We start from the raw sequence: 22,245 nt of genomic DNA on the forward strand, positions 1-22,245 counted from the left end.
ATTTGATGTGAATCCCGTCAGGTGCGGATCATGCTCTCCGCGACCTCCGCGGCCGCCACCCGGGTGTGGTCGGCGTGCGTCGCGGGCGCCTGCGCGGTGACGACCAGGAACCGGTGCTCGTCCCACGCAACCGTCCAGTGCGCCTGCCACCACGGCTCGCCGCCGTGCTCGTAGCCGAGTTCGGTGACGCCGACCCCGTCGCCGTCGACCCGCCGGTCCACGACGGTCTGGCCCGGCGCGGCGAGCGCGTCGGGCGCGGCCAGCCGCACGCGCGGCACCGGACCCTGCGGAAAGATCGCCTCGTCGGCCCCGCCGAGCAGGTAGAACAGGGTGCGGTCACCCGGGTCGTTGCCCGACTCGAGCCTGAACCCGACCGGCCAGCGCACGTCGGGCGCGCGGTCCGTCGTCACCACCGCGTGTTCGGGACCCGTTGCGCTCCACCGGGTGACCCGCACAGCGTCCGATCCGCCGCCATCGCGCTCGACGGTGTACGGCCAGTGCGGCACCACGGCCATGCCGTAGCCCGCGAGTCTCGCGAACACGTGTCCCACGGGGGCGCAGCCTAGCCTCACCTCGACAGGTAGTACCGCGGGGTGACCCCGAGCGTCCGGCGGAACACCGCCACGAACGCGCTCGGCGTCCGGTAGCCGACCCGGCGGGCGACGGCCGTCACCGCAACGCCGTCGGCGAGGTGGACCAGCGCCGCCCGCAGCCGCACGTGGGTGCGCCACCGCGCGAAGCTCATGCCGGTCTCGGCGACGAAGACGCGGGCCAGGGTGCGGGCGCTGGCGCCCACGTGCCGGCCCCACGCCGCGAGGTCACGGTCGTCGGCCGGGTCGGCGGCGAGGGCCTCGGCCAGCCGGAGCGCCCGCGGGTCGCGGGGCATCGGCACGTGGACCACGCCTGCGCGGGCCGGTGTGATCAGGTCGTAGACCACCGCCTCGGCGCGGGCCCGGGCCGCGTCGGTGAGGTCGGTGCGCGCGAGGTGGACGATCAGCGCGGCCAGCAGGTCGTCGACGGCGATCGCGGTGGGTTCGGTCTCGCTGAAGCGGACCGGGCAGTCCTGCGGGAGGTAGAGGCTGTGCATCGTCGCCGGGGTGCTGGCACCGGTGACGTGCGCGACGCCCGCCGGCACCCAGACCGCCCGGGTCGGCGGCAGCACCCAGCCGGCGCCGTCGGTGGTGACGTGCAGGACCCCGGAGGACGCCCACACCAGCTGGTGGTCGACGTGTACGTGGGGCGGGGTCGTGCGCCCGGCGTCGTACCGGAACGAGCCGACGAGGATGCCGCCGTCCGGCGACCCGGTCAGTTGGCCGGATTGCGACACCACTTGGCGGACTATCGTGTTCCGGACGCCCATCCGGTCACCGTAGCGTGCCGGTCATGAACCGTCTGCACATGCGGTACTGCCGGTCCGCCCGCTGGACCCGCCGGGTCGAGCACACCCTGCTGCCCTGGGCGCTCCATGGCGTCGACCTCGGCGACGCGGTCCTCGAACTGGGTCCCGGCTTCGGCGTCACCACGCGCCTGCTCGCGGCCCGGACCCGCGCGCTGACCGCCGTCGAGATCGACGGTGACCTCGCGCAACGCCTGCGCGGCAGGGGTTTCGACGTCGTGCACGGCGACGCCACCCGGCTCCCGTTCGACGACGCGACGTTCAGCGCAGTGGTCTGCTTCACGATGCTGCACCACCTACCGGACCCGTCCGCGCAGGACCGCCTGTTCGCGGAGGCGCTGCGCGTGCTGCGCCCCGGTGGGGTGTTCGCCGGGTCCGACAGCCGGGTGAGCCTGCGGTTCCGCCTCTACCACGTCGCCGACACCATGACGCCGGTCGATCCCCAGGGCCTGGCGGCCCGCCTGACGTCGGTCGGCTTCACCGACGCCCGCACATCGGTGGCTCCGCGGGCGTTCCGCTTCCGCGCCGTGCGGCCCGGGAGCGGTTGAGTCACCCGCGGTGGAAGGCCTCCAGCCGTTGGTAGGCCTCGAAACCGTCGGGGACCCAGGGCCACTCGTCGAGCTTGCGGCGCAGGTCCTCGTCGGTGAGGAACGTGTACCAGGCGACCTCCTCGGGCTGCGGGTCGACCGGGACGTCGCAGCGCACCTCGTAGATGGCCGCCCACCACGTGTGCTCGGGCGTCTCGTAGAGGAACCGGAACAGCGGCGTCGGCGCCGGCAGGTCCGGCACGCCCAGCTCCTCGGCGGCCTCGCGGCGGGCCGCCTCGTCGTAGGTCTCGCCGGTACCGACGACGCCGCCGACGAACATGTCGTAGTGGGACGGGAACACGAGCTTCCGGTCGCTGCGGCGGTGGACGAAGACGCGGCCCTCCGCGTCGCGGACGAGGACGAAGGCCGCCCGGTGCCGCAGCCGCTCGGCGTAGACGCGCTTGCGCGGTGCCTGCCCGATCACGGTGTCGTGCTCGTCGACGATGTCGAGGATCTCGTCCTGCGCCAGCGGTTCCATGGTCCGAACCTACCGCGATGGTCCACTAGGGACGGAAATGGCGAGGAGTGAACTCCTCGCCATACTCAACGTATACCGCACCCCGGGGCTTGCGGCAAGACCCGGGTCGTCGCCCAGAATCGTCGACCGGACACCGGAACCCCGGAAGACAAAGGAGTTTCATGGTTGACGTGATCGTGGTCGGCGGCGGACCCACGGGCATGATGCTCGCCGGGGAGCTGCGGCTGCACGGCGTCCACGTGGTGGTGCTCGAGAAGGACGACGCGCCGCCGCCGTTCGTCCGCTCGCTGGGCCTGCACGTCCGCAGCATCGAGGTGATGGACCAGCGCGGGCTGCTCGACACGTTCCTCGCGCACGGCAGGCAGTTCCAGGTCGGCGGCTACTTCGCCGGCATCACCAAGCCGTGGCCCGACGGGCTCGACACCGCGCACCCCTACATCCTCGGCATTCCCCAGACCATCACCGACCGGCTGCTCACCGAGCACGCCACCGGTCTCGGCGCGGAGCTCCGGCGTGGCACCGCGGTCGTCGGGCTGAGCCAGGACGGCGACGGCGTCACCGCCGAACTGGCCGACGGCAGCCGGGTGCGGGCGCGGTTCCTCGTCGGCTGCGACGGCGGCCGCAGCACCGTGCGCAAGCTGCTCGGCGTCGGCTTCCCCGGCGAGCCGACCCGGAAGGAGACGCTGCTCGGCGAGATGGAGGTGACGGCGCCGGCGGAGACCGTGGCCTCCGTCGTGGCCGAGGTCCGCCGGACGCACCTGCACTTCGGTCTCGGACCGCTCGGCGACGGGGCGTACCGTGTCGTCGTTCCCGCCGCCGGGGTGACCGGCGACCGCGCCGTCCCGCCGACCATCGACGACTTCCGGCGGCAGCTGACGGAGTACGCCGGCACCGACTTCGGCGTGCACTCGCCGCGGTGGCTGTCGCGCTTCGGTGACGCCACGAGGCAGGCCGAGCGGTACCGGATCGGGCGCGTGCTGCTGGCCGGCGACGCGGCGCACGTGCACCCGCCGCTGGGTGGGCAGGGCCTGAACCTCGGCGTCCAGGACGCGTTCAACCTCGGCTGGAAGCTGGCCGCGGAGGTGGCCGGCCGGGCACCGGACGGCCTGCTCGACAGCTACCACACCGAACGGCACCCGGTGGCCGCCGCCGTGCTCGACAACACCCGGGCACAGGGCGTGCTCATGTCCACCGAGCCGGGACCGCGGGCTTTGCGCCGCATCATGTCGGAGCTGATGGACTTCGCGGACGTCAACCGGTACCTGATGGAGCGCGTCACCGGTCTCGACATCCGCTACGACCTCGGTGACGGGCACCCCCTGCTCGGCCGCCGGATGCGCGACGTGCCCCTGAAGCGGGGCCGCCTCTACGAGCTGATGCGCCGCGGCCGCGGCCTCCTCCTCGACCGGACCGGCCGCCTGTCGGTCGACGGCTGGGCCGACCGTGTCGACCACGTGGCCGACCCGAGCGACGACCTGGACGCACCGGCCGTGCTGCTCCGGCCCGACGGCCACGTCGCCTGGGTCGGCGACGACCAGCCGGGCCTGAGCGGCCACCTGGCCCGGTGGTTCGGCACCCCGGTCGGCTGAGCGCGAAGCCGGCCGGCCTGGACCGCCTGTGTGATGATGCGGTCGTGGACGAGGCCGGGCCGTTCAGCACCGCGGTGGCGGCACTCTGCGACGAGATCGCCGACCGGTTCGGTCCCGTTGCCGGGGCGGGGATCCGCGCTGTGCGGCGGCGGCTCGGCCCGCCGTTGCGGGTCACCGTCGCGGGTGGACGGTCGGCCGGCCGGTCGACGCTCGTCAATGCCCTGGTGGGGCGTCGGGTCGCGCCGACCGGAGACGACGGGCGCACGCGCGTCGTGACGCAGTACCGGTACGGCGACCCGGAGGAGACCGAGCTCGTTCTCCATGACGGCACCCGTACCGCTGCGGCCCCGGACGACGATGTCTCCTACGTCGACGTCCGGGTGGCCAGCGGGAGCCTACGCACCATGACCGTCGTCGACACCCCGGGCAGTTTCCTGTTCGACGATGAGGACCCGGGCCTGTTCGACCCGAAGGCACCCGACGAGGGCGAGGTGGCCGCCCGGCGGGCCCTGTACTCCGCGGAGGCGATCGTCTACGTCTACGGCGGGCCGGTCCGGCACGACGCCGCCCAGGCGTTGTCGATGCGGGACTCGCGGTTCTCCGGCCACCCGGTCAACTCGATCGCCGTGCTGACAAGGGTCGACGCGCTCGTCGGTACCGGTGCCGACCCGTGGCCGGTCGCCGACCAGGTGGCCGCCGACCAGGCGAAGCTGCTGCGCCGGTCGGTGTCGGCCGTGATTCCCGTGGTGGGGCTGCTGGCGGAGGCGACCGCGACCGGCGGGCTGGCGCACACCGAGGTCGACGCCCTCCGCCGGCTGGCCCGGCTTCCGGTGGGCGAGCGGCGGGTGCTTCTCGCGTCCGCTCCCCTGTTCCGCAACCGCGCCTGCGAGGTGCCGCGGGAGGTCCGCGAACGGCTGGTCGGCCGGCTGGGCATGTACGGGGTCGCGTTCGCCGTCAGCGTGCTCGGAACTCGCCGGACCTCAGCGACGACGACGTGGTGCGGCTGGTGCTCCAGGCGTCGGGCCTGCCCAGACTGGCCTCGGTCCTCGACGACGTGTTCCACCGGCACCGCGACGCCATCAAGGCCCGGCACGGCCTCGCCGCGCTCGAGTGGGTCGCCCGCTCCCTCGAGCGCCGCGAGGACCGGGACGCGTTCCTCGGCCGCGTGGATCGGGCCTGCCAGGGCGCCGCACTCCGCCAGTTGCGGCTGCTGGAGCTGGCGCGACGGTACCGCGGCGTCATTCCCGCCGACCTCCGCGACCCGGTCCGGCACGCGCTCGCCGCCGACCCGCCCGACGCCGCCCGCACCGACGCCGCGCTGGAACCGCTCATCCGGTGGCTCAGGAACCACCTCGAGGTGCTGTAGCCCGCTACCCTCGGCGCCGTGCTGGAGATCTCCACGCCGGTGCTGAGGATCCGGGTCCTGTTGGCCGTCGCCGAGGCCGAGGCGGCCGCCGGCTGGCTCGACCGGGCGTTCGGAACCATCGACCGGGTCGTCGACGAGGCAGCGACCGTCACAGATCCCGACGTCCGCGTCCGGGTGGCGACGTCGGTCGCCGGAGCGCTCGCCCGGATCGGACCGGTGGAGCGCGCGATCGGCCTGGCCCGGTCGATCGCGCATGCCGCCGAACGCGTACAGGCCCTGGGGACGGTCGCCCGCGCGCTCGACCGGGCCGGGCTGCCGCTGCGCGCCGCCGCCGTCCTCGACGGGATCGGCGACCCGCCGACGCACGAGGAGCGCTGGCACCTGCTCGCCGCGCTCGTCGACACCGGCCGCTGGCGACGCGCGCAGGACGTCGTCCGGGAGGCGGCCGCCGGTGACCGGGACTCGCTGGCGGCCGCCCTCGTCCGCGCGCTCGCCGACGCCGGCGAGTACGAACAGGCACTGGGCACCGCCCTGTCGGGCATCGCCAACGAGATCGCCCGGGACGGCGCCGTGGCCCACGTGGCGGGCGCGCTGGCCGCGGCCGCCACGGACACCGACCCGTTCGGGTACGCCGAGCGCGCGCTGGTGCTGGCCCGCACGCGGGTCTCCGGCGACCGCACCCGCAGCGCGGCCCTGCGCGCCGCTGGCGAGGCGCTGCACCGCCTCGGGCACACCGACCGTGCGGTCGCGACGCTGCGGCTGGCGCTGACCGTGGCCGGCACCATGGTCAGCTCCGCGGTACGCACCCAGGAGATCACCGCGACCGCGACGGCGCTCGCGGTCGCCGGTCACCCGGAGCCCGGAATCGCCGCGGTCAACGGGATCCCGCGCGGCGACGGCCGCACGCTCGCCCTGGCCGCCATGGCGAAGACGCTCGTCGCCGCCGGCGACACCATCACGGCGGCCGCGGTGCTGGAGACGGCGCCGGTTCCCGAGCCGTCCGACCGCGAGCTCGGCGCGCTCGCGTCGGTGACGATCGGCCTGGTCGAGGCCGGGCGGCCCGACCGGGCGGAGGCGCTGGCGCGGGCCCGCACCGGTGTGGTGCCCCGGAACCGGGCGCTGGTGACGGTCGCCTCGGCGCTGGCCCGGGCCGGCGATCCGGGCCGCGCCGCCGCGATCCTCGACGGTGTCGAAGCCGAGCTGTCCACAGTGGACGACCCGGACCCGCGGCCCTTCGGGTACCTGCTCGTGTGGACGGCCGAGGCCCGCACCCGCACCGGCCGGCCCGACCGGGCGACCGGCCTGCTGGCGCGCGCCGCCGACCTCATCGGTGCGATCGGCGAACCCGAGCAGGAGCACTCGCTGTGGCTGCTGGTGGTCGACGCGCTCGTGCAGGCCGGTGCGGTCGACCGGGCCGCGGCCACCGCCCGCGCGGCCGGCGTCGGTCCGGACCTCGTCACCGCGCTGGTGAAGGCCGGCGACCTCGACCGGGCCGGTGCCGAGGCGGCCGCCATCGCCGATCCCGCCGGTCGGGACCGGTCGCTGGCGCACGTGGTGCGGGCCCGGGTCGCGGCCGACGACCTCGACCACGCGGCCACGCTCGCCCGGTCGGTCGCCGACGCCGGTCACCGCGCGGACGTGCTGACCGCGCTCGCCCGCGCGCAGGTCCGGGCCGGGTCGCGCGACACCGCCGTGGGAACGCTGCGTCTGGCGGAAGCGGCCGCCCGCGAGAACGGCGGTTCGGGGACCCGCATGCGCGCGATCCTCGACGCGGTACTCGCGACCTGCGGCCTGGACCTCGCCGCGCAGACCCTGCACGACGCCGGGACGGCCGCCCGGGACCGGCCCGACGCGCTCGTCGACGTCTGGTGCACGCAGGGCCGGCTGTACCGGGCGGTCCGGGCGGCGCAGGAGATCGTCGACCCGCTCGACCGCTGCCGGGCCATGACGCGGGTCGCGGTCGGCTACCGCGCCGCGGGACGCGCGGGCGACGCCGGACCGGCCGCGATCGCCGCCGGGGTCGCCGCCGGGGCGGTGGCCGACCCGGAACGGCAGGCGACGGCGTGGGCGCACGTCGCGTCGGCGTGGGCGGTCGCCGGCCGGGCCGACCGGGCGCGGGAGTCCATCGACAGCGCGGTCGCGGCCGCCGGACCGGCGCCGGCACCGGCGGTCGCGGCCGAGATCGCGCGGGCGCGGGTCGCGATCGGCTACACCCCGGGTCGACCGTCCACAGAGGACCCGACCGACCCGGGCGTCGACCCGGCCGTCGCCGACAGCCAGCGGGCCGCGATGGCCGCGGCACTGGCCCGGTCGGGCGAGGTCGACCGGGCGCTGTCCGTCGCCCGGTCGGTGGTCGACGCCGACCTGCGCGAGCACGCGGTGACCGAGGTGGCGGTCGCCCTCGCCCGCACCGGCACCGCGGCCGGCGCGCTGGCGCTGCTCAGCCCCGGCGGCTCGTAGGATCGGACCGGTGGAGCTGTGGGAGCGCGCGGAGCCGCTGGCGCAGTTGGAGGACCTGCTGCGCCAGGGTGGCCGGGTCGCTCTCGTCGCGGGTGAGGCCGGCATCGGCAAGTCCTCGCTCGTCTCCGCGTTCGCCGACCGGTGCGCCGGCCGGGCCCGGTTCCTGCTGGGCGTCTGCGACCCGCTGGTGACACCGCGGGCCCTGGGACCGCTGCACGACATCGGGCGCCAGGTCGACGGCGCGCTCGCGGAGCGGCTGCGCGCCGGTGCCGACCGCGGCGAGGTCTTGGACGCGCTCGTCGACGAGCTGTCCGGTCCGCGCCAGCGGCGGCGACCGGTCGTGGTCGTCGAGGACGCGCACTGGGCCGACGAGGCCACGATGGACCTGCTCGTGTTCCTGTCCCGGCGGATCGGGCGGCTGCCCGCGCTGCTCGTAGTGACCTACCGCGACGACGAGGTGGGGCCGGAGCACCCGCTGCGCGCGGCCCTGGCGGCGATGCCGCCGGCGGTGGTGCGCCGGATCGCGGTCGCCCCGCTGTCGCTGGAGTGCCTGGCGGACAACGCCGCCGGGCGCGACGCCGCCGAGGTGTACCGGCTCACCGGCGGCAACCCGTTGCTGGTCACCGAGATCCTCGCCAACGACGGGCCGGAGGTTCCCGACACGGTGCGAACCCTGGTGCTGGCGCGGCTGCAGGGCCTGCCCGCGCCGGCCCGCGCGCTGGCGCACCTGGTCGCCGTGGTGCCGACGCGGGCCGGGCCGGCGGTGCTGCGCGGGCACGAGGCCGCCGTCGAGCGGTGCATCGCCGCCGGTGTGCTGGTGCCGTCCGGCGACGGCGTCGCGTACCGCCACGAACTGCTGCGCCGGGCCGTGGAGGACGCGCTGTCCCCGGTCACCCGGCAGGCCCTGCACCGCACGGTGCTGAGCCTTCTCGCGGACGCCCGCACCACGGACCCCGCGCGCCTCGCCCACCACGCGCGGCTCGCCGGTGACATCGACGCGGTTCTGCGCCACGGAACCGTTGCGGCGGCCGGTGCGGCGGCGCAGGGCGCGCACCGGGAGGCCGCCGCGCACTACCGCGCCGTGGTGCCGCATGCCGACCGGCTCCCGCCGGCCGACCGCGCCGACCTGCTGGAGGCGTTCGCCGTGCAGGCGTACCTGGCCGGGGTGTCGGCCGAAGGGCTCGACGCGTGCCGCGCGGCGCTGCGGGAATGGACGGCGCTCGGCGACCGCGCCCGCACCGGCGCGTGCCTGCGCTGGGTCTCGCGGCTGGCGTGGTGGAGCGGCCGGGGCGCGGAGGCCCGCGCGGCCGCCGCGGCGTCCGTCGAGGTCCTGGAGAAGGAGCCGCCGGGACGCGCGCTCGCGATGGCCGTGAGCAACCGGTCGCAGCTGCACATGCTGGCCCACGAGCTCGACGCGGCACGCGAGTGGGGCGAGCGGGCCCGGCGCCTGGCCGAGGCCGTCGGCGACGCCGAGACGGCCGCCCACGCCACGGTCAACATCGCCACCGCACGCGCGCTGGCCGGCGATCCTGTCGCCGCTCAGGAACTTCGGCGCATCCACGACACGGCCGCGGCGGCCGGCCTCACCGACCACGCTGCGCGCGCCCTGGTGAACCGGTCGTCGTCGCTGCTCGAGCTGTCCGAGTACGACGCCGGTTCCGCCGCGCTCGACGAGGCGCTGGCGTATACCGCGGCGGAGAACCTCGACGGCTACGGGCAGTACCTGCTGGGGCTGCGGGCGATGGTGCGGCTGGAGCGCCTGGACTGGGACGGCGCGCTCGACGACGCGCGGGCCTCGCTCGACCGGCCGGGCCGCCCCGGGGTGGCCGTGGTGCCGGCGCTGGTCGCGCGCGGCCGCATCCTCTCGGCCCGCGGCGACGACGCCGCACTGTCCACATTGGACGAGGCGGCCACCACCGCGTACGGGCTGGAGGAGGTGCAGTGGGTCGGGCCGGTCGCGTCGGCGCGGGCGGAGCACTTCCTGCTCCTCGGCGACCCGCAGCGGGCACTCGCGGAGGTGCGGCCCGCGTGGGACCTCGCGTCGGCGAAGGGGCACCGGTGGTTCACCGCGGAGCTGGCGTTCCGCCGGTGGCAGGCCGGCGACGCGGGCGCGCGTCCCGACGGTCCCTTTCGCCAGGTGGTCGACGGCGACTGGGCCGCCGCGGCCGCGGCGTGGGCCATGCGCGGACGCCGCCACGCCCGCCTCGAGGCGCGCGCGCACGGCGACCGGGCCGCCTGTGTGGAGGCGCTCGCCGGGCTCGACGGTGTGGGCGCGGTGCGGGCGGCGACCCGGTTGCGGGCGGCGCTGCGCCGGCGGGGCGTCACAGGCGTGCCGCGCGGGCCGCGACCGTCGACCGCGGCCAACGCGGCCGGGCTGACCGCCCGGCAGGCGGAGGTGCTGCGGCTGCTCGCCGCCGGACTGTCCACCGTGGACATCGCCGCCCGTCTCACCCTGTCGCCGAAGACCGTCGAGCACCACGTCTCGGCGGTGCTCGACAAGCTCGGCGCGGCCAGTCGCGGCCGGGCCGTCGCCGTTGCCCGCGACCGCGGCCTGCTCGACTGAACATAGGTGCTTTCCCCCAGGACCCGCACCGCCCCGGCCGGTACCGTCCGGTGCCATGACACTCCTGCACACGCCCGGGGACTCGCCCCTCTACGAGGCCGACCGGCAGCGGCTGGGCTACGTCGCGAACTACACCCGGCTGTTCGCGCTGGGCCCGGACGTCTACCGCGCCTGGGTCGCGCTCGGCACCGCCGTCCGCACGGGTATGGACGAACGCCGCTACGAGCTGGTGACGCTTGCGGCCGCCCGCCGCCTCGGGTCGCGGTACTGCAGCCTCGCCCACGCCTCCGTGCTCCGGAAGCGGTTCTTCGACGACGAGGAGCTGATCGCCATCACCGTCGACCGGCACGCGTCGGACCTCGAACCGGCCGAGGTGGCGGTGATGGACTTCGCCGAGGCGATCGCCGCCGACCCGTCCGCCGCCACCCGGGCCGACGTCGACGGGCTGCGCGCACACGGTCTGTCCGAGGTGGACATCTTCCACGTGATCGCGGCCGTGGCGGCCCGGCGGTTCTTCACCGCGGTGCTGGCGGCGGCGCACGCCGTTCCCGACGAGGCCTACGACGCCCTGGACCCGGCCCTGCGCGATGCCCTGGACGAGCCGGTCTGAGTCACCGGCCCACGTGGGCGAGCGTGGGGGTGGCGCCGTCGCGGATCCGCGACCCTGGGCGGGGCCGGATCTCGGCGCCGTCGAGGCCTGCGGCGCGGATCTCCTCCGCCAGGATGCCGATCATCGTGCGTGCCATCAGCGGCACCAGCAGGTCGCCGCAGTCACACGACAGGGTCGGACCGTCCGGTGCCGGGTCCGGGCCGGACACCGAGGTGGGCGTGGCGTCGCGGCCGCCGGTCCCGTTGCCGCCGGCGCCCAGTTCGCGCCCGTCGGCGGTCACCGTCGCGAACCGAAGCGCCGCGGCGGTCAGCGCGGCGGTGGCGCGGTCGTCGTCGGCGCTCACGACCTGGACCCCGAAGTCCTGACCGACGGCGCTGCCCCGGTGGTCGATCACCAACGCGTACGTGCCCGGGTCGACCGCCACCCCGCCGGGCCGCATCCGGTACTCGGTGGCGATGGCGTAGCGCATCCACTTGTTCGCCTGGCGTGGATCGCCCCACCGGCAGTACTCGTCGGCGATGCGCCAGGCCATGTCGACCGGCGCGTTCTCCGCCGCGACCGCGAACCACGCGCGGGCGAGGCTGGCGTGCACCCAGCCGCGTTGCAGCATGTGGTACGAGCCGAGGATGAAGGCGGTCTCGACATCGTGCGGCTCCATGACCGCCCGGTACCACTCGGGTACCTGACCGGTCAGGCGTTCCCGCCGCTCGTCAACGCTCTCCGACACCAGTCGATCGTGCCAGCCGCGGCACGTCCGCACCGGCGGACGGCGAAATTACTTCAGTCTGGGTACTCCGGGGCCGGTCAGCCGCGGAAGCGCCGCCTCCGTGCGGCCGGTCACCAGCATCAGCAGCGCCTCGATCGGCCCGGCCACGAGGTCTCCGCTGCCAACCGACCACCGGGTGTCGGTCGCGTCGAGCCGCAGCCCGCGCAGCCGCCGGCGCGACCAGAACGGCCACCCCATCTGCCACACGCGGGTCGCGCCGGCCGCGGCCGCCTCGACGGGCATGGGCAGGTCGCGGCCCAGCGGGATCGCGATGTCCAGCGAGTGGACGAGGACGTCGAACATCACGTTGCGGTAGTTGGTCACCACCGGCAGGCGGCGGGAGCTGGCGTGCCGGCGCATGTCGGCGGCGATGTCGGCCGGCGGCCGCTGCGCGGCCCGGATGGCGATGTCGTGGTTCATCCGGTGGAAGGAGCCGCGTGCCCGCACGGTGTCGGCGACCATGCTGCCGGGCGAGGGCGGGTCCGGGATCATCGCGAGGTGGGCGGCGACGTCGCGGACCCGCCAGCCGGCACAGAGCGAGGGCGTCTCCCACTCCCGGTCGGTCAGCGAGTCCAGCAGCTCGGCGACGGCCAGCCGGCGCTCGATGATGACGGGCCAGCTCTGCTCGCGGTCCATGGTCGTGTTGGTCTCGTTCGTGGTCTCGTTCATGGCGGCGTCCTTTGGTAAGATTCTCTGACCAGATTAGTCAGATAATCTGACCGAGTCAACGGAGTCAGCCCTTGTCCGAGGACGTGCACCCGAACGTGGGGGTGCTGCTGTTCATCGCGTACCGGTCCATGGAGCAGCGCGTCCTGGAGGCGCTGGCCGGGCTCGGGTACGACATCACGCTGGCACAGGCACGCCTGTTCATGCGCATCGCGCCGCACGGGTCCCGGCAGACCGACCTGGCCGAGCAGGCGCAGATCACCAAGCAGTCGGCCGGCTTCCTCATCGAGGCGCTGGAGAAGGCCGGCTACGTCGAGCGGGTCCCGGATCCCACCGACGCGCGCGCCCGGCTCGTGCGCGTCGCGGCGCACGGCGCACGCGCCGTCGAGACCTCCCGGAAGGTCGTCGACGAGATTCTGGCGGAGTGGACCGACCACCTCGGCGCCGACCGCATGCGCGCGATGACCGACGCCCTCGTCTCGCTGCGGGAGATCACCGACCCCTACCGCTGAGCCGGTTCACGCGGAGCGCGGCCGGTAGACCGTCCGGGTGACGCGCCCACCGACAGGCGCGGGCGAAGTTCCGGGACATCCCCGGTGCGACCGCTACGCTGCGTCGGCGGGGGGAGACGCGTGAAACTGTTCAGAACACTACTGTCCACTGTGCTCGGTCTCGCGAGCGGTCTGCTGGGCACCGTCGTGTCCGCCGCGGACCCGGCCGTCGGCGCCGTCACGCACACCTACGACGGACGGGCCGCCGCCCGGTACGCGTTGCTCCGGGCGGGAACCGACGACGGCACCCCGTTCGTGTCGCGGGCGCTGGAGGCCGGCGGCTGGAACCGGCGCGGCGGGAGGGATCCGGACGCTCCGCTGGCCTGGACGCCCGACCTGGCCGGGCCGCACGGTCCGAGCGCGACCTGGTCGCGGGCCGACCGGCTGCTCCGGTTCGCGGTCGACCACACCGACCGCGCGGTCGCCGCGGCGCCGGCCACCGCGGCCGACGACTGGGCCACCGTCTGGCCCCTCGCCGCCGGGGACCTCGTGTTCGTCGACCGCCAGTCCGACGGCGTCGTCGACGATGCCCTCCTCGTCGTCGGCCGCGACACCCTCCTCGACTTCACCGAGCCGACGGTCTCCGCACGGTCTCCGAGCCGGCGCACCATGCCGATGAGCACCTGGATCAAGAGGGCCGCCCTGCGCTTCCCCGCGATGACCCTGCACCCGGTCGTCCCGCTTCCGTCCTATGTGGACCCCTGAGCGGCCGGCAGCCCCACGCTGTCCATGTCGAGCGCACCGGCCATCGCCTCGGCACCTGTCGTCGAGGTGCATGCCGTCGCCGGCGTCGAGGTCGGGACGGATGAGGTCGGGCCGGTCGCGGGGAGGCTCGCCGGTCATGCCGGGCAGCCGAGGTCGTCGATGCCGAAGTGGACCAGCACGTGCGTCACCCCGGGCACCGACAGCACGTCGCCGTCGAAGCGGCGGTTGGCACCGGGCGTGGACCTGACGCCCCCCGGCTGCTGTTCGACCGCCTGAACGACGACGACATCGGCCGGCTCGACGACATCATGACCCGGGTGCGCGACCACATGCGCGCGCAGCGGCCACGCTCGGCCGCACCCCGCAAACGCCGCCTCTGGGGCACCTTTCGGGGTCAGGGTTTCGCCGGCCGCTCGGCGTGACCCGGACGCGACCCAGAACCCGACCATCCGGTCGTCAGCGGCCGCCCCTCAGGACGCGCCGCCCAGGGCGTCGAGGAACTCGCGGGCCCAGCGGTCGACGGTGTGGTCCTTCACGGTGGCGCGCATCGCGCGCATGCGCGTCGACCGGTCCTCCGGCGTGGCCGCGAGCGCCGCGCAGAGGCCGCGCTTGAGGTCCTCGACGTCGTGCGGGTTGACCAGGAACGACGCGTCGAGTTCGGCGGCGGCGCCGGTGAACTCGCTGAGCACCATCGTGCCGTCGTCGTCGACGCGGGCGGCCACGTACTCCTTGGCGACCAGGTTCATGCCGTCCCGCAGCGGGGTGACCACCATGACGTCCGCCGCCAGGTACATCGCGACCAGCTCCGCGCGGCTGCGGGACTGGAACAGATAGTGCACCGGCGCGCGGCCCACCTCGCCGAACTCGCCGTTGATCCGGCCGACCTCGCGCTCGACCCGCTCGCGCAGGTCCTGGTACTGCTGCACCCGCATCCGGCTCGGCGTCGCGACCTGCACCAGCACCACGTCGTCGTTGGACACCGTGCCCTCGGCCAGCAGCTCGCGGTAGGCCTTGAGCCGCTGCTCGATGCCCTTGGTGTAGTCGAGCCGGTCGACGCCGAGCAGCAGCCGCCGGTCACCCAGCTCCTGCCGCAGGTGCCGGGCCTGCGCCTGCACCTCGGGGTCGGCGGCCTCCCGCTCGATCTCGTCGACGTCGATCGAGATGGGGAACGCCCGCGCGACGACCGTGCGGCCCCCGAACTCGACGCTCTCCTCCTTCGGCTCCAGCCCGAGCAGGATGCGGCTCAGCTGCAGGAAGTTCTGCGCGGCCAGCGGGCGCTGGAAGCCGACCAGGTCGGCGCCGAGCAGCCCGCGCAGGATGTCGGCGCGGCGGGGCAGCTGCATGAACAGCTCCACCGGCGGGAACGGGATGTGCAGGAAGAACCCGATGCGCAGGTCGGGGCGCTGCTCGCGCAGCATCCCCGGCACGAGCATCAACTGATAGTCGTGGACCCACACCGTCGCGCCCTCGGCCGCCACCGCGGCGGTCGCGTCGGCGAACCGGCGGTTGACGGTCTCGTAGGCCTCGCGCCACTCGCGGTGGTGCACGGGCTGCTCGACCGCGTCGTGGAACAGCGGCCAGACGGTGGCGTTCGACTGCCCCTCGTAGTACCGGTCCACCTCGTCCTCGCTGAGCCCGACCGGATGCAGCCGCATCCCGTCGAACTCGAACGGCTCCGGCGCCTCACCGGGCCCACCGGTCCACCCGACCCACGCACCACCCAGCCGTCGCACGATCGGATGGACCGCGGTGACCAGCCCGCCCGGGCTGCGCTTCCATCCCCCGTCCTCGGCCGCGTCCACGGCCAGCCGGTTGGCCACGACAACGAACTTGTACCCGCCGCTCACGCGACGCCTCATACCCAGATCGCGCGCCGGCAACCGGACCCGCCACATCCCGCACCGCGCGGCGCGGCGGCTACGCGTCGCTCCGTTACGGGCGGCGCGGCGGCTACGCGTCGCTACGCGCGGCCCGCCGGGCCCGGTACGCGTTCACGGCCGCGCGGTTGCCGCACCCAGCGTCGCAGAAACGCCTCGACCGGTTCTTCGACAGGTCGATCAGCACGTTCCCGCAGTCGGGGAACTCGCAGACCCGCAGCCGCCGGAGCTCGCCCTCGCGCACGACATCGACCATCGCCATCGCCACCTCGACGGCGATGCGGTCGGCGAGCGGCGCCTCGGACGGCGTCGCGTGCAGGTGGTAGGGCCACTCGTCGTGACGGACCAGCTGGGGCAGCGCCCTCCCCTCGCGCAGCAGGGTGTTCACGAGCTCGACGACCCCGGCCTCGTCGAGCCCCCAGAGGGGGCGTAGCCGCGAGCGCAGTGCCCGCACCCCGCGCAGCTCGGCCTCGCTGCCCTCGTGCCGGCCGGTGAACCGCCACGTGGTGATGAAGTCGGCGAGGGCGGCGGGGTCGGGCAGGTCCGTGTTGACCAGTTCGGCGGCAGAGGCCAGCGCGCACTCGGTGTCATGAGCAAAGACCATGTTGACTCCTGTCACCCGCCTCGGCTAGTGTCATGAGCATAAGCGTCCTTTGCATATTACAACGGAGGTGTCACATGCGTACCGAACGTACCGCCGCGACCGGCCTGGGTCTGGCGCTGCTGTCCGCCGCCACGTTCGGCACCTCCGGCATCTTCGCCCGCTCGCTCATCGACGCCGGCTGGTCGGCCGACGCCGCTGTGGCCGCGCGCATCGGGATCGCCGCGCTGGTCCTGATGGTGCCGGCGCTGATCGCCGTGCGGGGGCGGTGGGACGTCATGCGCCGCAACGCCGGTACCGTCAGCCTCTTCGGACTGCTCGCGGTGGCCGGTGCGCAGGTGGCGTTCTTCAACGCCGTCCGGTACCTGCCGGTCGGGGTGGCGCTGCTGATCGAGTACTCCGGCATCGTGCTCGTGGTGCTGTGGATGTGGGTCGCGCACGGGCAGCGTCCGCGCCGGCTCACCATCATCGGCGCCGTGACCGCGCTGCTCGGCCTCGTGCTGGTGCTCGACCTCACCGGCGCCGGCCGCATCGACCCCGTCGGCGTGCTGTGGGGCCTCGGCGCCGCCGTCGGGCTGGCGACGTACTTCGTCCTCTCCGCCCGCATCGACCCCGAGGTGCCGTCGGTGACGCTGGCCGCTGGCGGCATGGCGATCGGCGCCGCCCTGCTGTTCGCCCTCGGTGCCGTCGGCGCCATGCCGATGCGCGCCACGTTCGGCACCGTCGAGTTCGCCGGCACGCGCACGAGCTGGCTCGTGCCGGTGGTCGGGCTGTCGTTCGTGGCGGCGGTCGTCGCCTACGTCGTCGGCATCGGCGCGGCCCGCATGCTCGGCGCGGCGATGGCGTCGTTCGTCGGGCTCACCGAGGTGATGTTCGCGGTGCTGTTCGCCTGGGTGGCCCTGGGCGAGCTGCCGTCGGTGGTCCAGGCCGTCGGCGGCGCGCTCATCGTCGCCGGGATCGTCTTCGTGCGGTTGGACGCGCTGCGCCGTCCGTCCACTGTGGAAACCCCGACCGCACGCGACGCCGAGCCGGCGCTCAGGTGAGCAGGCCGGCCGCGCGGAACGCCCGGTCGTAGATCTCGCGGATGACCGCCTGCTTGCGGGCGTTGTACTCCATGACGTGCTCGCCCGACGCGTTCGAGGCCGCCGCGGCCGAGCGCTTGGCGTCGCGGTAGAGCGCGAGGTCGTCGGGGTGGCCGAGCAGCCAGTCGCGGAAGATGCGGTGGCGTACCGGTTCCGCGGCGTCGGGCGGGAACACGTGGAGGTTGCATTTCGGGTCGTCGTGCGTGAAGCACCGGTGCTCCTGCCACCACGGTTCCCGGACGACCAGCCGGAAACCGGTCTCCTCCAACGCCGTCACGTACGAGGGCTCGTCGGCGGGATCGGCGACGATCAGATCGATGTCGATGATCGGCTTGGCCGGCAGTCCCGGCACCGACGTCGACCCGACGTGCTCGACGGCGAGCGCCCGGTCTCCGAGCGCCGACTCGACGCGGGCTCTCAGCTCGGCGAACCGCTCGGGCCATGCGGGATCGGGGTCGACCACCTCGATGCCGGTGCGCGGGCGGTAGTCGCCCACCCAGGGGGACAGGCCGTCGGGTGGCACACCGTCGTCGTGCCGGGTGATCTCTTCAGCTGTGGGCATTCGGACGAGCTTACCGGTCCGGCCTTACCGGTCGAGGTACTCCGTGAGTCCGAAGAATGTCGCGACCTGCGCCGCGCTGCGCTCCCCCGCGTGCGGGTCGGCGCCGGCCGCCAGCAACGCGTCGACGCTGTCCCGCGACCGGCGGAACACCGCGGCGCCGAGCGCGGTCTGGCCGCGGTCGTTGACCCGGTCCGGGTCGGCGCCGGCGGCCAGCAGTGCCGCGACCGTGCCCGGATGGTCGTGGTAGGCGGCGAGGATCAGCAGCGAGTCGCCGGACCCGCCGGTGAGGTTCACCGGCACGCCGGCGTCGATCGCGGCGAGCAGGTCGTCGGTGCGGCCCTGCCGGGCGAGGTCGAGCACCGAGTGCAGGTAGGCCAGTTCGTCGTCGGTCAGGGTCACGGCGCACCTGCCTTCCCTCCGCCGCCGGTCTCAAACGCTCTGGCTCTTGCCCTTTCGCGCCGCGAGGAGCTGTTCGCGGAGGATGTCGGCGTGGCCCATGTGGTGGGCCAGTTCCCGCAGCATCTGCAGGTAGAGCTGCCACACGTACCGCCCGCCCCGCCCCCGCACGACGTCGTCGAGGTCCAGGCCGGCCGTGTTCGCGCGGGAGACCTCGCACCGGGCCCGGTGGTCCGCCCGCACCGACGCGATCGTGTCGGTGCGCGTGAGAGTGAACGACCGCGTGGGCGTCGACGCGATGCCGATCTCCTTGTACGACCGGCCGGTGACCGCCTCGTCGAACCACACGCCCTCGACGTAGGTCACGTGCTTGAGGAGCCCGAGCAGGGTCGTCTTCGAGGGGACGAGGCGGGCCCGCGCCTCCTCCTCGGTGAGCCCGTCGAGGCTGTCGTGCAGCCGCTGGCGGTACTCGTCGAGCAGCGCGTCGAGCTGCGTGCGGAGCTTCATCCCGTCCCCCTCGATCACCGAATCGCCCCAGGCTCGCACGCACACACTGCCGGCCACAGAAACCTTGCGATTCCAGCAAACCGCTCGCCCTCCCGACCCTCCCGCCCACTCACCCCGCCGCCGGCCCACCACACCGGCCCACCACACCGGCCCACGCCGCCGGCCCACGCCGCCGATCTTGCAGTGGTGGCCCCTGATAAGCCGGACATAGCGCGAAATAAGGGCGGCCACAACTGCAAGATCGGCGCGTGAGTGGGCGTGGCGGCCGGGCCTGCCAGACCGGGCGGGGCGGATGGGCCGGGCGGACGGGCGGACGGGCGGACGGGCCGGGCGGACGGGCGGACGGGCGGACGGGCGGACGGGCCGGGCGGACGGGCCGGGCGGACGGGCCGGGCGGGCGGGCCGGGCGGGCCGGGTCAGGTGGGGTCAGGGGGTAGGGCCCGGTCGAGGTCGGCGAACAGGGCGTCGGGCACTGCGGTTCCGTGCCGGTCGGTGAGGTCGGTCCAGTAGGTGCGGCCGAGGCGCCAGGCCTCCCGGAGCGCCCGCCGGACCTCCGCCGGCTCGGCCGACGCCGTCGTCAGGCGGAGGTCGGCCGGAAAGCCGGCCGGCAGGTCAACCTCCGCGTGGCGGGAGGGGGTCAGCCAGTGCGTGGTGCTGCCGTGGGCCAGGCGCGCCATCCACAGCAGGTGCCGGTGGACGTGGCCCAGCGCGTCCCAGGCGCGCAGGTGCTCGCCGCGGGCGGCGACGTGGTGTGCCAGCAGGAGCCAGTTGGCGAACCGGCCGCACACGTCCTCCGCCGACGGCGGCGCCGGGTGCTCGGGTAGCGACTCCAGCACCGGCCGCAGCCGGCCGAGCCTGTCGACGACGAGCATGCGCTCGACGGGCGCGCCGCGCGCCGGCCACGTGCCGACGCCGGCGATGTCGTCGGTCGTGGCGAAGTGGAACTCGCCGCGGACCAGGCCGGGAAACACGGCCACGTGGGCGCCGGACTCGTTGCGCACCAGGTGCAGCAGCGGCGCGACCTCACCGCACCACGCGCGCGGGTCGGCGTCGCCGCGGGTGAAGAACAGCCAGAACTCGAGGTCGCTGTGCGCGTCAGCGGTGCCGGCGGCGAACGAGCCGTACATGAGGGCCGCGTCGAGCCGGTCGTCGGCCGCGCAGAGATCGCGCACCCGGGCTATCAGCCGTTCCTGCTCCAGCACCGGCCCAACCTACGCGAAGTTGCCGGTGTTCTTCCTGTCGCGGCCGCGGCCACCTCCGCGACGATGAACCCCCGACGGAGAAAGGGGTCCGACGTTGAGCGTTCTTCGCATCCGGGCGATGCTGGTCGCCGTCGCGGTCGTCGTGGCCGCGGCGCCCACCGCCGCGGTCGCATCAGAGGGGACCGGGACAGCGGCCCGGTCCGGGTCGCCGCTGGGGACGTACGACGCCGCCGGCAACCCGGTGCTCCGGGACGGCAGCCCCATCGAGGGCGTCACGTTCGTCCGGGCGGAGGACGCGGAACGGGTCCGGAAGAGCCAGCAGGCGGCGTCGGCCGCCCGGCTCAAGACCGTCGGGAACCTGCAGTGCCTCGACGGCTGGACGACGATCGCCGGCGGCGGGGTGAACGTCAACTGGCGGGTGAACCCCGACACCGGCTACGTCTCCGCCAACGGCAATCCCGCCGTCGACCGCTGGAACCAGCTGTTCCTGCCGTGCTGGGTGCCCTACCGCGACTGGCCGGTGCACGAGTGGGTGTTCCTCGCCAACGCCAACGGCCGCGTGGTCAGCTTCGTCCGCGACCACGAGAACCCGATCAACACCCGGCTCTCGCCGACCTCGCCGGTCGCCGACCTGGAGGCCGGCGCGCGGTTCAACCACTGCTCGTACGACGGCAACTGGTACTACCTGCGGATCGAAGGATCGCCGGTGCTGCACGTCAAGCAGGAGTTCGGTGCCCTCTACGCCATGGGTGGCCCGCTCAACGGTGACAAGCTGCTGCGCGTCACCCCGGGAATCAACGCGAACACGAGGTGCTACCGGCAGTAGCGGGCCTACTGGTTGTAGAGCCGCTTCAGGTAGGACTCGCCGTAGTACTCCTCCAGCTGCTCCAGCGTCTCCGGTGTCGACTGGACCTCTTTGATCAGCTTGGCGTGGCTGGGCAGCACGTCGGGGTTCCAGGTCTCCGGCTTCCACAGGTTCGAGCGCAGGAACGCCTTGGCGCAGTGGAAGAAGATCTGCTCGATGTCGACCTCGATGGAGAGGATCGGGCGGTGTCCCTTGACCACCATGCGGTCGAAGTAGGGTGCGTCGCGCAGCAGCCGCGCCCGGCCGTTGATGCGCAGCGTCTCGGTGCGTCCGGGGATCAGGTAGAGCAGACCGACGTGCGGGTTGCTCAGGATGTTGAGGTACCCGTCGGCGCGGCGGTTGCCGGGGCGCTCCGGGATCGCGATCGTGGAGTCGTCGAGCACGAGGGTGAAGCCGGGCGGGTCGCCCTTGGGCGAGGCGTCGCAGGTGCCGTCGGCCGCGGAGGTCGAGATGATGCAGAACGGCGACGCGGCCAGCCATTCACGGTCACGCTGGTGCAGCACCACCCGTTCCTTGGCGGCGGCGCGGGGCATCACGTCGCCCAGCAGTGCCCGCAGGTCGTCGGCCGAGTCGATCGCCACCCCGTGTGCGACATCCATCGCTGTCTCCCTTCGTCGGCACCTCATGCCTAGAGGATGCGGCGGCCCGTCCGCGACCCCTTTCCCGCACGTCAGGACATTTGGACCGCCGCGAGCACCGGCCGGAGGCGGTCGGCGAGGGCCGGGTCGGCGCGCGCGACCTCGGCCACCAGCGCATCGACGGCCGCGGTGAGTGCGCGGTGCAGGTCGGCGCCGTCGAGCGACCGGACCAGCGTCGCCTCCAACGGCGCCGTCACGTCGTCGGGCAGCAGGTGGGCACCGCGCGCGTTGCTCGCCGGGTGGCCGAGCCGCAGGCTCGCGAGGGTCAGCACGTGCCCGCGGACCGCCGCGATCCACTGCTCCGCCTGCCACCGGCGGCCCCGCTGGATCGACGTCCACGCGTGCAGTGCGTGGTGCCAGGCGAGCCCGGTCACGTGGCCGGGGTCGGTCGCCGGGAACGGCGCCGGCCGGCCCTCGGTGCCGAACACCGTCTGCCAGCGCGGTCCGCGCGGCCCGAAGTCGGCGGTGGGGGTGAACGCGAGGTCGACCTCCAGGCCGGTGCTCAGCAGGAACACCCGGTACACGGCCGACCCGGACGGCAGGTCCCAGTGGTGGACAGCGTCGTGGTCGCGGTAGATCGCGTCGGTCCAGGCGCGGATCGTGGCGTCGAGGGGACCGTCGACCGCGAGCGCCAGGTCGATGTCGGACCAGCGGTCGCCCGCGCCGACGACGTGTGACCCGGTGACCGCGGCCCCCACGACGGCGGGGTCGGCGGCGGCCCGGTCGAGCAACTGCTGGCGGACGGCATCACGGGACTCGACGGTGAACACCGCGCCAG

General features: G+C 74.3%; 24 protein-coding genes. 10 read left to right on the plus strand and 14 right to left on the minus strand.

The features are described from left to right. Positions 1–17 precede the first annotated feature (17 nt). Both Voc01_RS42580 and Voc01_RS42585 read right to left on the minus strand, forming a co-directional pair. Entirely contained in the window at positions 18–551 is a 534-nt protein-coding gene (locus tag Voc01_RS42580; RefSeq protein ID WP_203933422.1) for a hypothetical protein, read from the minus strand. Positions 552–568: 17 nt separating this feature from the next. Continuing rightward, complete coding sequence (locus Voc01_RS42585; RefSeq protein WP_203933423.1) at positions 569–1,330, minus strand: AraC family transcriptional regulator; 762 nt, start codon at positions 1,328–1,330, stop codon at positions 569–571. Positions 1,331–1,383: 53 nt separating this feature from the next. Between Voc01_RS42585 and Voc01_RS42590 the strand changes: the two genes are divergently transcribed. Further along, positions 1,384–1,944 (plus strand): class I SAM-dependent methyltransferase, encoded by a 561-nt coding sequence (locus Voc01_RS42590; protein ID WP_203933424.1) that lies wholly within the window; start codon positions 1,384–1,386, stop codon positions 1,942–1,944. A gap of 1 nt (position 1,945) precedes the next feature. Here the strand turns inward: Voc01_RS42590 and Voc01_RS42595 are convergent, their stop codons facing one another. Next, on the minus strand, positions 1,946–2,461 hold the full coding sequence (locus tag Voc01_RS42595) for an NUDIX hydrolase (protein WP_203933425.1): 516 nt from the start codon (positions 2,459–2,461) through the stop codon (positions 1,946–1,948). 161 nt (positions 2,462–2,622) lie between these two features. Between Voc01_RS42595 and rox the strand changes: the two genes are divergently transcribed. The 5 genes from rox to Voc01_RS42620 are packed head-to-tail and all read left to right on the plus strand — an operon-like array spanning position 2,623 to position 11,049. Further along, entirely contained in the window at positions 2,623–4,050 is a 1,428-nt protein-coding gene (rox, locus tag Voc01_RS42600; RefSeq protein ID WP_203933426.1) for a rifampin monooxygenase, read from the plus strand. Between the two features lie 44 nt (positions 4,051–4,094). Further along, positions 4,095–5,462: a dynamin family protein gene (locus Voc01_RS54310; RefSeq protein ID WP_203933427.1), complete on the plus strand. Its 1,368-nt coding sequence runs from the start codon at positions 4,095–4,097 to the stop codon at positions 5,460–5,462. Beyond that, positions 5,435–7,876, plus strand: a complete 2,442-nt coding sequence (locus tag Voc01_RS42610) for a hypothetical protein (RefSeq protein ID WP_203933428.1) — start codon at positions 5,435–5,437, stop codon at positions 7,874–7,876. The genes Voc01_RS54310 and Voc01_RS42610 overlap by 28 nt, the downstream gene beginning before the upstream one ends. Positions 7,877–7,886: 10 nt before the next feature. Continuing rightward, positions 7,887–10,439: an ATP-binding protein gene (locus Voc01_RS42615; protein WP_203933429.1), complete on the plus strand. Its 2,553-nt coding sequence runs from the start codon at positions 7,887–7,889 to the stop codon at positions 10,437–10,439. A gap of 55 nt (positions 10,440–10,494) precedes the next feature. After that, entirely contained in the window at positions 10,495–11,049 is a 555-nt protein-coding gene (locus Voc01_RS42620) for a carboxymuconolactone decarboxylase family protein (protein ID WP_203933430.1), read from the plus strand. Position 11,050: 1 nt separating this feature from the next. Here the strand turns inward: Voc01_RS42620 and Voc01_RS42625 are convergent, their stop codons facing one another. Beyond that, entirely contained in the window at positions 11,051–11,776 is a 726-nt protein-coding gene (locus Voc01_RS42625) for a hypothetical protein (RefSeq protein WP_203933431.1), read from the minus strand. A 48-nt stretch (positions 11,777–11,824) separates the two neighbouring features. After that, positions 11,825–12,484: a maleylpyruvate isomerase family mycothiol-dependent enzyme gene (locus Voc01_RS42630; RefSeq protein ID WP_203933432.1), complete on the minus strand. Its 660-nt coding sequence runs from the start codon at positions 12,482–12,484 to the stop codon at positions 11,825–11,827. A gap of 71 nt (positions 12,485–12,555) precedes the next feature. On the opposite strand from Voc01_RS42630, the gene Voc01_RS42635 reads away from it, so the two are divergent. Next, the gene (locus tag Voc01_RS42635) at positions 12,556–12,993 is read left to right on the plus strand and encodes a MarR family winged helix-turn-helix transcriptional regulator (RefSeq protein WP_203933433.1); all 438 of its coding nucleotides are present in this window, start codon (positions 12,556–12,558) and stop codon (positions 12,991–12,993) included. 120 nt (positions 12,994–13,113) lie between these two features. Further along, complete coding sequence (locus Voc01_RS42640; RefSeq protein ID WP_203933434.1) at positions 13,114–13,737, plus strand: amidase domain-containing protein; 624 nt, start codon at positions 13,114–13,116, stop codon at positions 13,735–13,737. 134 nt (positions 13,738–13,871) lie between these two features. Here the strand turns inward: Voc01_RS42640 and Voc01_RS42645 are convergent, their stop codons facing one another. The 3 genes from Voc01_RS42645 to Voc01_RS42655 all read right to left on the minus strand — a co-directional run bounded on the left by Voc01_RS42645 (position 13,872) and on the right by Voc01_RS42655 (position 16,218). Beyond that, positions 13,872–14,066, minus strand: a complete 195-nt coding sequence (locus Voc01_RS42645) for a hypothetical protein (RefSeq protein WP_203933435.1) — start codon at positions 14,064–14,066, stop codon at positions 13,872–13,874. A 141-nt stretch (positions 14,067–14,207) separates the two neighbouring features. Continuing rightward, positions 14,208–15,596, minus strand: a complete 1,389-nt coding sequence (locus tag Voc01_RS42650; protein WP_203933436.1) for an alpha,alpha-trehalose-phosphate synthase (UDP-forming) — start codon at positions 15,594–15,596, stop codon at positions 14,208–14,210. Positions 15,597–15,687: 91 nt separating this feature from the next. Next, positions 15,688–16,218, minus strand: coding sequence for a CGNR zinc finger domain-containing protein (locus Voc01_RS42655; protein ID WP_203933437.1), 531 nt, complete (start codon positions 16,216–16,218; stop codon positions 15,688–15,690). Positions 16,219–16,292: 74 nt separating this feature from the next. On the opposite strand from Voc01_RS42655, the gene Voc01_RS42660 reads away from it, so the two are divergent. Next, a complete protein-coding gene (locus tag Voc01_RS42660; RefSeq protein WP_203933438.1) occupies positions 16,293–17,258 on the plus strand; it encodes an EamA family transporter in 966 nt (321 codons plus the stop codon). Here the strand turns inward: Voc01_RS42660 and Voc01_RS42665 are convergent. The 4 genes from Voc01_RS42665 to Voc01_RS42680 form a co-directional block, all read right to left on the minus strand. Beyond that, on the minus strand, positions 17,251–17,859 hold the full coding sequence (locus Voc01_RS42665; protein ID WP_203933439.1) for a GrpB family protein: 609 nt from the start codon (positions 17,857–17,859) through the stop codon (positions 17,251–17,253). The genes Voc01_RS42660 and Voc01_RS42665 overlap by 8 nt on opposite strands. A 24-nt stretch (positions 17,860–17,883) precedes the next feature. Next, positions 17,884–18,258 (minus strand): ankyrin repeat domain-containing protein, encoded by a 375-nt coding sequence (locus Voc01_RS42670; protein ID WP_203933440.1) that lies wholly within the window; start codon positions 18,256–18,258, stop codon positions 17,884–17,886. Between the two features lie 30 nt (positions 18,259–18,288). After that, positions 18,289–18,762: a DinB family protein gene (locus Voc01_RS42675; RefSeq protein ID WP_203933441.1), complete on the minus strand. Its 474-nt coding sequence runs from the start codon at positions 18,760–18,762 to the stop codon at positions 18,289–18,291. A gap of 416 nt (positions 18,763–19,178) precedes the next feature. Continuing rightward, positions 19,179–19,964, minus strand: coding sequence for a nucleotidyltransferase domain-containing protein (locus Voc01_RS42680; RefSeq protein WP_203933442.1), 786 nt, complete (start codon positions 19,962–19,964; stop codon positions 19,179–19,181). A 94-nt stretch (positions 19,965–20,058) separates the two neighbouring features. On the opposite strand from Voc01_RS42680, the gene Voc01_RS42685 reads away from it, so the two are divergent. Beyond that, positions 20,059–20,790, plus strand: coding sequence for a hypothetical protein (locus Voc01_RS42685; protein WP_203933443.1), 732 nt, complete (start codon positions 20,059–20,061; stop codon positions 20,788–20,790). 5 nt (positions 20,791–20,795) lie between these two features. Here Voc01_RS42685 and Voc01_RS42690 read toward each other — a convergent pair whose 3' ends face one another. Both Voc01_RS42690 and Voc01_RS42695 read right to left on the minus strand, forming a co-directional pair. Beyond that, on the minus strand, positions 20,796–21,428 hold the full coding sequence (locus tag Voc01_RS42690; RefSeq protein ID WP_203933444.1) for a pyridoxamine 5'-phosphate oxidase family protein: 633 nt from the start codon (positions 21,426–21,428) through the stop codon (positions 20,796–20,798). A gap of 71 nt (positions 21,429–21,499) precedes the next feature. Continuing rightward, a complete protein-coding gene (locus tag Voc01_RS42695) occupies positions 21,500–22,237 on the minus strand; it encodes a nucleotidyltransferase domain-containing protein (RefSeq protein WP_203933445.1) in 738 nt (245 codons plus the stop codon). Positions 22,238–22,245 lie beyond the last annotated feature (8 nt).

The sequence above is a fragment of the Virgisporangium ochraceum genome (assembly GCF_016863655.1).
GTDB classification, from domain to species: Bacteria; Actinomycetota; Actinomycetes; order Mycobacteriales; family Micromonosporaceae; genus Virgisporangium; species Virgisporangium ochraceum.